General features: G+C 40.5%; 6 protein-coding genes and 1 pseudogene. 2 read left to right on the top strand and 5 right to left on the bottom strand.

Translation table 11 applies throughout. The features are described 5' to 3' along the window. Window positions 1–199 precede the first annotated feature (199 nt). The 3 genes and pseudogenes from P9687_RS04840 to P9687_RS04830 form a co-directional block, all read right to left on the bottom strand. Window positions 200–850, bottom strand: a pseudogene (locus tag P9687_RS04840) (peptide MFS transporter); the annotation flags it as partial. Between the two features lie 132 nt (window positions 851–982). Next, window positions 983–1,705: a GntR family transcriptional regulator gene (locus tag P9687_RS04835; RefSeq protein WP_035185274.1), complete on the bottom strand. Its 723-nt coding sequence runs from the start codon at window positions 1,703–1,705 to the stop codon at window positions 983–985. 145 nt (window positions 1,706–1,850) lie between these two features. Continuing rightward, window positions 1,851–2,378, bottom strand: a complete 528-nt coding sequence (locus P9687_RS04830; protein WP_026684938.1) for a folate family ECF transporter S component — start codon at window positions 2,376–2,378, stop codon at window positions 1,851–1,853. Window positions 2,379–2,670: 292 nt separating this feature from the next. On the opposite strand from P9687_RS04830, the gene P9687_RS04825 reads away from it, so the two are divergent. Beyond that, window positions 2,671–3,303 carry a DUF5666 domain-containing protein gene (locus tag P9687_RS04825; protein ID WP_014097407.1) on the top strand — a complete coding sequence of 211 codons (633 nt, stop codon included), beginning with the start codon at window positions 2,671–2,673 and terminating at the stop codon, window positions 3,301–3,303. Window positions 3,304–3,482: 179 nt separating this feature from the next. Here P9687_RS04825 and P9687_RS04820 read toward each other — a convergent pair whose 3' ends face one another. After that, window positions 3,483–4,841 (bottom strand): sensor histidine kinase, encoded by a 1,359-nt coding sequence (locus P9687_RS04820; RefSeq protein WP_328228592.1) that lies wholly within the window; start codon window positions 4,839–4,841, stop codon window positions 3,483–3,485. Then, window positions 4,841–5,527 (bottom strand): response regulator transcription factor, encoded by a 687-nt coding sequence (locus P9687_RS04815; RefSeq protein ID WP_046721857.1) that lies wholly within the window; start codon window positions 5,525–5,527, stop codon window positions 4,841–4,843. The genes P9687_RS04820 and P9687_RS04815 overlap by 1 nt, the downstream gene beginning before the upstream one ends. A gap of 545 nt (window positions 5,528–6,072) precedes the next feature. Here P9687_RS04815 and P9687_RS04810 point away from each other — a divergent pair. Beyond that, window positions 6,073–7,110, top strand: a complete 1,038-nt coding sequence (locus tag P9687_RS04810) for a hypothetical protein (RefSeq protein ID WP_014097410.1) — start codon at window positions 6,073–6,075, stop codon at window positions 7,108–7,110. Window positions 7,111–7,344 lie beyond the last annotated feature (234 nt).

The following is a 7,344-nucleotide window of genomic DNA, read 5'->3' as shown; positions in this document are numbered from 1 at the left end:
ACTATTTAAATCTAGCGTTATTTGCGGTAAAGTAGCCATTATAAGAATCCTTTCTGATGGTTATTTCGTAGTTGCTTTAACCTTATCAGAAATGGATTCTTTTTGCATTTATTTGATGCATGAACAACTTAGGTTAATTCCATGGTAGATTAACGTTTGTAGATTATTTTGGTATTTCTATGAATAATTCAGGTTCATATAAATTTTTCTTAGCTGTTAAGAAAAAAATAATCAAGCCCAATGCCATTCCTATTGCTGCCATTCCGAAACCGAGATGATAATTCACCTTTTGTCCTAATGTTCCAACAATATAAGGTGCAATAAAAGCCCCAATATTAATGCCCATATAATATATGCTGAAACCGGCGTCCCGGCGGATATCATCTTGGGTATATAAATGTCCGACTGCATTTGAGGCATTTGGTTTGAGAAGCCCCGTTCCGACAATGATGAGAACCATTGAGATAAACAAAGCCACTACTCCGGCCGGTACAGCTAAAGCGATGTGGCCTAACATAATGAATACTCCGCCTAACAGTATAGAATGGAATGTGCCGAGCAAGCGGTCGGCCAGCCATCCTCCAATAATACCCGACATAAAGACTAAAGCCCCGTATACGGACATGATGGCGGCAGCCGTACCTTGAGACAACCCCAAGCCTCCATGTACGATTTGGTCATACATATAAAAAAGAAGAATAGCACGCATGCCATAATAAGAAAAACGTTCCCACACTTCTGTAAAAAATAACGTCGACAAACCCTTAGGGTGGCCAAAAAAACCTTTCTGCGGCGGCAAGTAGGATGGCTGGACTTTTTGGTTCTTTACAGCATTTTCGGAATCGCGCATTCTTTATTCTCCTTAATTTTGGTTTAAATTTTTAATTTCTGACATTATTAGGTAAAAATATAAAGTTATAACTTTATATTTTTATAACTTTTGATTGTAAAAATATCACTAACATTTTTTATCCAAATTCACTTACATGTTGAGACTAACTTCAATATAATAATCGACTTTATCATGACGTATGACGAACTTGGAATATTCTACAGGGACGTTTTTTTCGGTAAATGTCACCCGTTCTATAACAAAAAGGGGTGTGCCCTTTTTTATTTTTAGAAGATTAGCCTCGTAGGAATCCGAACTGATAGACGAAAAGTTGATCTTCACCTTGTCTAGACTAACCCCGTTTTGCTGAACCACGTTGTATATAAGTTCTTTTTCTGTCATTTCAGGTAAAAAGTTTCTGCACAAATCATGAACTAAAAAAGTGTGTTCTATCGCAGCAGGTTCATCATTCTCATATTTAAGGCGAATCATCTGAATAACTTGATCCTCTTTTTTCAACTTTAACTTTTCTGAAATGACATCATCAGCTTGAACAATTGAAGAATATAGCAATTTATGTGGGCTCATCTTCACTTCTTCGCTACCGAATGTCACGACATCCAAAATGCTTTTTTCTTCTGTTTTCTTCGATACAAAAGTACCTTTTCCTCTAACACGATACAGTTTGCCCTTCTTTACTAATTCCTGAACCGCTCTTTTCACAGTAATTGCACTTACGTTAAAGATGCGCGCCAATTCTTTCTCGGTAGGTATTTGAAATCCTTCTTCCCATTGGCCAATGGATATTTTTTTGTCAAGAATTTCTTGTACCTGATGATATAAAGGAGTTGGTAGATTTTTGTCGATTTGCATGCTGCTCCTCCAAAAGTTATAACTTTATAAGTTAGTATAATAACAAAAATCACAATTGTCAATATTTATTTAGGATCAGGCACCGCGTAAACTTCCCCATAAACACGAGTCTCCCCATAAAGTGCTGGATTCAAAAAGAAATGCCCTACCTAAAACCGTTGGGGAAGTGGTGGGAGGGTTCAAGCCTTAAGCTAACCGCAAGAGATTTCCACACGACTTGGATCAGTATTACCTGTATGGGGAACATAATGACGGATTTAATGAATCTTGCTGGCAATAAGCCTAATATCCCTTTTCCGGTTAGCATCCATAGCCATAGTGTATCTAATCCAAGATTAACAACAACTGTAATGATCAATACCGCCATGCATACTCTCCAAAATCGCACGGATTTTCGATATAAAAACAAGCCGTAAATGGCACCTGACAGAAACGCAGAGAGGGTGAAACCAGGAAAATAAGCAGCTCCTCCCGAAAATAGCACCATTCCTATGATATCTGCCAATCCAGCTGTTATTCCTGCAAATAACGGTCCCAATAAGACAGCAGACAAAGCTGTAGGAATAAAAGTAAATCCAATTCGTATGATTGGTGTTTGTATGGACAAGAAACGGGTGAAAATCACTTCTAATGCAATAAAAAGACCGGCAAACACGATTTTTTTAACATTCATTGTTTAACCCCCATTATGTAAACCTACCCCATGTACAGACGTTAACATCAAATTCACAATAGTTTTATAGTTTTATTATCCTCCGCAGGGAAGATGTTGTCAATGTGAAAAAAAAAGGGGGATAAAGCGGCCGAATGCTTGATGAAACAGGGGATAGATCTGCTTCGTTATTGCCTCCTGATTGTTTGTTAAAAGCTGAAATTCTTATCCAATTCTTAAATTTTGCTTAAGGTCTTATTGAATTTTCTGACTAATATATAGTAACAAACAAGTGAAAGGGGATTGAACCGTAATGAAGTGGATAAAAGTTTTAATCGGGGTAATAGTCCTCTCCGTTGCAGGGGGAGCCGGCATTGCTGTCGGAATGAATATGAAAGAAGAACGGCCAGTCGTTTATTCAGACCCAGCCGAAACCATTTCTGCGCCAGAAGCAAAAAAAGAGGAACCTGTTGCTTCTTACACAGTTAATAAAGAAGGCGGGCAGAGCAAAACAGCTAATCCAGTCATTCGCGAAACAGAAGGCAAAGTCACTGCGCTGGATAAACAAAGCATTACCGTTTCATTTCCGTTCGGCGGAAGCGAAACATTCAAGTTGACGAATCAAACAGTAGTCGAAGATTTTTCCTTGCCGTTAAAAAAAGGCGTGCTTGTTGAATTGAAGGCGTCAGGAGAAGAAGCGGTAAAAATCGAAACAGAACGGACAATGGATGTGAAAGCTGTTATCGTATCAGACGAAAAAGAATCAATGAAGGTTGAGGCGAATGGCACAACAAAAAGCTTTACAAAGGGGCACTTCTACCGTCTTGACCGGGACGGCTACCGTGGCAGTCTAAAGGGTGTACCAGTCGAATTGGATCTTGATGAACATGATAAAATTTTATCTGCAGAACTTGATGACGAATTTCTTGATGGCTATGATGACTGACCGTGAAAATTAGGAATACACGAGTAAAAAACTGCCAAAACCCAGGCAGTTTTTTTGCAAATTATACCGGTTTGCTTTTTTGAAAAATGAATGCAGGGGATGAATCAAAGCGGAACAGGCAAGAGCAAACAGCAGGAATCCCGGCCGCCTCCGCAAGAAACCGGAGCCGTCTGGATGGATCATGAGGCATCAACCACTTTTTTAAACTGCAGGCACACCCGCGTCCCTTTTCCTTCTTCGCTTTCAATTTTAATCCCCCCGCCATGCTGGGTCATAATTGAATGGGCGATCGAAAGGCCCAGTCCGGTCCCGCCGGTTCCCCGTGTTCGCGTTTTGTCGACCCGGTAAAACCGTTCAAAGAGATGCGGCAAGTCTTCTTTTGGAATGCCGGTGCCGTGATCTATTACGGTGACCGTCACAAAATCATTATCGCTTCCCACTTCAATCTGTACGGGAAAGCGGCTGTATTTCAGTGCATTGTCCAAAAGGATGACCAGCACCTGGACAAACTTTTCTTCATTGGTCCATGCATACAGCCCGGGTGTTTCAGCTTTCACAGAAATGCTGCGGTTGGATGATTGGCTGAGCCGCTTTGCAGTTTGCCTGCAAAGATTGGCGGCATCAACCGGTTGCAACTCATACGAAACATCTTCACTACGGGCAAGCGCAAGCAGCTGCTCGGCGATCGAATTGAGTCTCCGGCTTTCATCCGAAATGGCGGCAATCCCTTCAGCCAGGATTTCGGGATCATCTTTTCCCCAGCGCCGTAACATGGCAGCATAGCTTTCAATAACCGTAAGCGGTGTTTTCAGTTCATGGGAGGCGTCATAGATAAATTGCTCCTGCTTTTTAAACATGGCCTCAAGCCGGTCAATCATGGCATTAAAGGTAAGCGCCATTTGGTACAGTTCATCGTGATGATTCAGGGCAAGCGGGATCTTTTCAAAGCGGCCGTTTTCTTCAATATCCGCCATCGTCTTCATCATCGTTGAGACCGGTTTTAAGAACAGACCGGAAGTTTTTACACCTACAAATGCGGCCAGCACAATTAAAACAGCAGAGGAGGCCAGTAAGATCGTAAGCAGCAGTCGGCTGTCTTCAAATATGTCTTCGGGGACCACGGAGAGTTCCAACATTCCAAGGTATTTTCCGTTTTCCATGATCGGATAGGAGGCCACAATAGCAGTGAAATCCTCACCTTTAATAGTACGGGTTTGGTCATCTTTCGGAAACACCGGTTTGATGGACAACAGGTCTTCTTCATCGGCTTTTACATAAACCTTTTGGTGCTGTGCATTAAATAAACGGATCATCCCTTCATCCGGTACATGCGTTTGCAATATCGGTTCCGGATCGGAAAAAAGCGCATCCCCGCTGCCCACACTTTCAGCTAATTGTTCAGCACTGTTCTCCAGGCTTGTTTCCAACCGGTCTTTTGAAAAATAAAGAAACGCCAAAAATACAATGGTATTGCCGGCAAAAAGCACAATAAAAGACCAGAGAATAAGCAATGCCGAAAGTTTTTTCTTAATCGACATTAACCCGTCTCCTTCATTGTATAACCAACGCCCCTCACTGTGTGGATCAGCGCTGTTTCGTGCCCGTGGTCAATTTTTTTGCGCAAATAGCCAATATAAACATCTACAACATTCGTATCTCCCGCATATTCAAATCCCCATACTTCATTTAACAACTGTTCTCGGTTTAATACAATGCGTTTATTCTTTAACAAATAACATAAAAGATCAAATTCCCGTTTTGTCAATTCAATCGGTTTGCCGCCTCTTGTCACCTGCCTTGTTGCCGTGTTGACAAGTAAATCGGCAAGGGCATATTCGTGTTTCTTGCTGTTTTCGGATTTGCCGGTATGGAGTGCACCCGTTCTCAGCGCGGCACGGATCCGCGCGAGCAATTCCTCAATATTGAAAGGCTTTGTAATATAGTCATTTGCACCATGGTCTAGCCCATTCACCTTATCGAGGACAGAATTGCGGGCTGTCAGCAAAATGACCGGTGTCCGGCTGTTTCTCATACGGTAGCGCCGCAAAACCTCGAGACCGCTCAAGCCGGGGATCATCACATCCAGCAGTACCAAATCCCAATCTTCGCTTTCTAGCAGGTTGAGTGCTTGTGATCCGTTCTCTACCCAAACGGTATCATAGTGCTCATGCTGCAATTCGAGCTCCAGCACCCGTGCAATTTTCACATCGTCTTCCACAATCATGATTTTTGACAATTCTGGACCAGCTCCTTCTGAAAGTGCATTCCCATCATTATTTTAACAATTTTCTGTTTTGAAAGGAATGCAGTCAGTACTTTTGTTTGAAAAATCAAAGTGCGTTGAAACGGTTTTTAAACTCTTCCGGCCCATCGCCTCAAAGTCAAAAAATGAATGAACTGAATGATTTGATATAACAGAGAGGGTTGTTGGAAGTCGCGGAAGTCGTCGCGTATTCCACTTCCACCGGGATATCCAGATCGTTTTGGAAATTTTCTTTCCGACCATGCCGGATTGGTGGGTGGAGCTGCTGGCAATGTTGGCCCTTTCGAAGTTGTTCAGCTCCGTTCCTTGAAAAAAGCTTCCACTGCCTAAATTGCCATACCACTTTGGGTAGTGTGCGTTTAATCGCTTCCGGTGTTCTTCATTCGGCCTATGGATAAAACCTGGTGGAGCACAATATAGTGGTCGAAAAATTTTGTGGAAACAAACGTTCTTATCGTGTATAATATGATTAATAATTCAATTTTAGCAAAGGATGGGGTAAAATAATGGGAGAAGTACTTATTCTGGAGAAAAAGGTAAACTATTTACCCGGAACTGATTACGACGGGCTTTGGAAGAAAATTATAAGTGAACTGTTTGAGGAATTTATTTTATTCTTTGCACCTGATTTGTATGAGACCATTGATTTTGGAAAAGGAATTGTTTTTCTCGAACAGGAACTGCACAAAGTCATCATCAAGCATAAAAAAGGGAAAAGAATTGCAGACAAAATTGTAAAGGTTTCCTTGAAAAACGGCGAAGAAAAATATGTATTCATTCACATTGAAATTCAAGAAAAACAAGATCCGGACTTTTCCAAACGAATGTTTACTTATTTTTATCGCTTGTTTGATCGCTTCCAAGAAAACATTTATTCCATTGCGATTTTGACCGATTTGTCTAAATCAAATAACTCAGAGCCGTTCCAATACTCCTTTTACGGCACTGAACTTACGTATCGCTTTAACACTTATAAGTTTAATGAAGCGGACATTCCTTCTTTGAAAAAGTCTACGAACCCTTTTGCCATTGCAGTATTGGCGGGTATTTACCTTCATCTAACGGAAAAGAACTATCAGAAACGATATGAAGTTAAGAAAAAATTGTTAAAAGAATTCATCTTATCCAACCAAAATCTTAGTTCTAATTATGCGGAAGCGCTTTGTTACTTTATTGACTATCTTCTGTATCTTCCTGGTGAGTTAACAAAACAATTAACGAAAGAGTTATTTATTCACATTGAAAAGGAGGCAAACCATATGCTGTATTCTGAAGAGCTTAAAGAAGCTCCTACATTTGCAGAGTATCTGAAAACTGTGAAAGAAGAAGGAATTGAAATAGGGATAGAAAAAGGGATTGAAAAAGGGATTGAAAAGGGGAAGGAAGAAGGAATTGAAATAGGGATTGAAAAAGGGAAAATGGAAGAAAAAAGGAATTTGGCAGCCGAGTTATTAAGGGAAGGATTTTCAGTTGAAAAAGTTGCAAAAATGGTAAAACTCAGTATAGATGAAGTGAAAAAAATTAAAAAATGTGTGAATAACTAAATGAATTGAGACAAGGGATGGGCTGCCTTTCTATATAATCAAAGAAATAGTGATTTTAGAGGAGCACTCATTAATTGCCACTGAAAATTTCTTAAGATTGCAAAGCACTTAACAATATTAGCACCCAAAGAGTTCTCTTTGAAAGATTTCACACTAAATAAAGAAATAGCCACATGCAAAATTGACTTTAGCGTGTGGCTTTTAAAAAATGAGCTTCTTGGGTGCTACCTAGTT

Origin of the sequence: Weizmannia sp. CD-2023 (assembly GCF_036225245.1) — a bacterium.
GTDB lineage: Bacteria > Bacillota > Bacilli > Bacillales > Bacillaceae_C > Weizmannia > Weizmannia faecalis.
Note: the sequence above shows the minus strand (reverse complement) of the source record. Positions and strands in the feature narration are given on the sequence as shown.

What these genes read in the sequence shown, in the direction of transcription:
- P9687_RS04815 (WP_046721857.1), bottom strand. Translation starts at nt 5,527, where the DNA reads ATGATTGTGGAAGACGATGTGAAAATTGCACGGGTGCTGGAGCTCGAA.
- P9687_RS04830 (WP_026684938.1), bottom strand. Translation starts at nt 2,378, where the DNA reads ATGAATGTTAAAAAAATCGTGTTTGCCGGTCTTTTTATTGCATTAGAA.
- P9687_RS04835 (WP_035185274.1), bottom strand. Translation starts at nt 1,705, where the DNA reads ATGCAAATCGACAAAAATCTACCAACTCCTTTATATCATCAGGTACAA.
- P9687_RS04825 (WP_014097407.1), top strand. Translation starts at nt 2,671, where the DNA reads ATGAAGTGGATAAAAGTTTTAATCGGGGTAATAGTCCTCTCCGTTGCA.
- P9687_RS04810 (WP_014097410.1), top strand. Translation starts at nt 6,073, where the DNA reads ATGGGAGAAGTACTTATTCTGGAGAAAAAGGTAAACTATTTACCCGGA.
- P9687_RS04820 (WP_328228592.1), bottom strand. Translation starts at nt 4,841, where the DNA reads ATGTCGATTAAGAAAAAACTTTCGGCATTGCTTATTCTCTGGTCTTTT.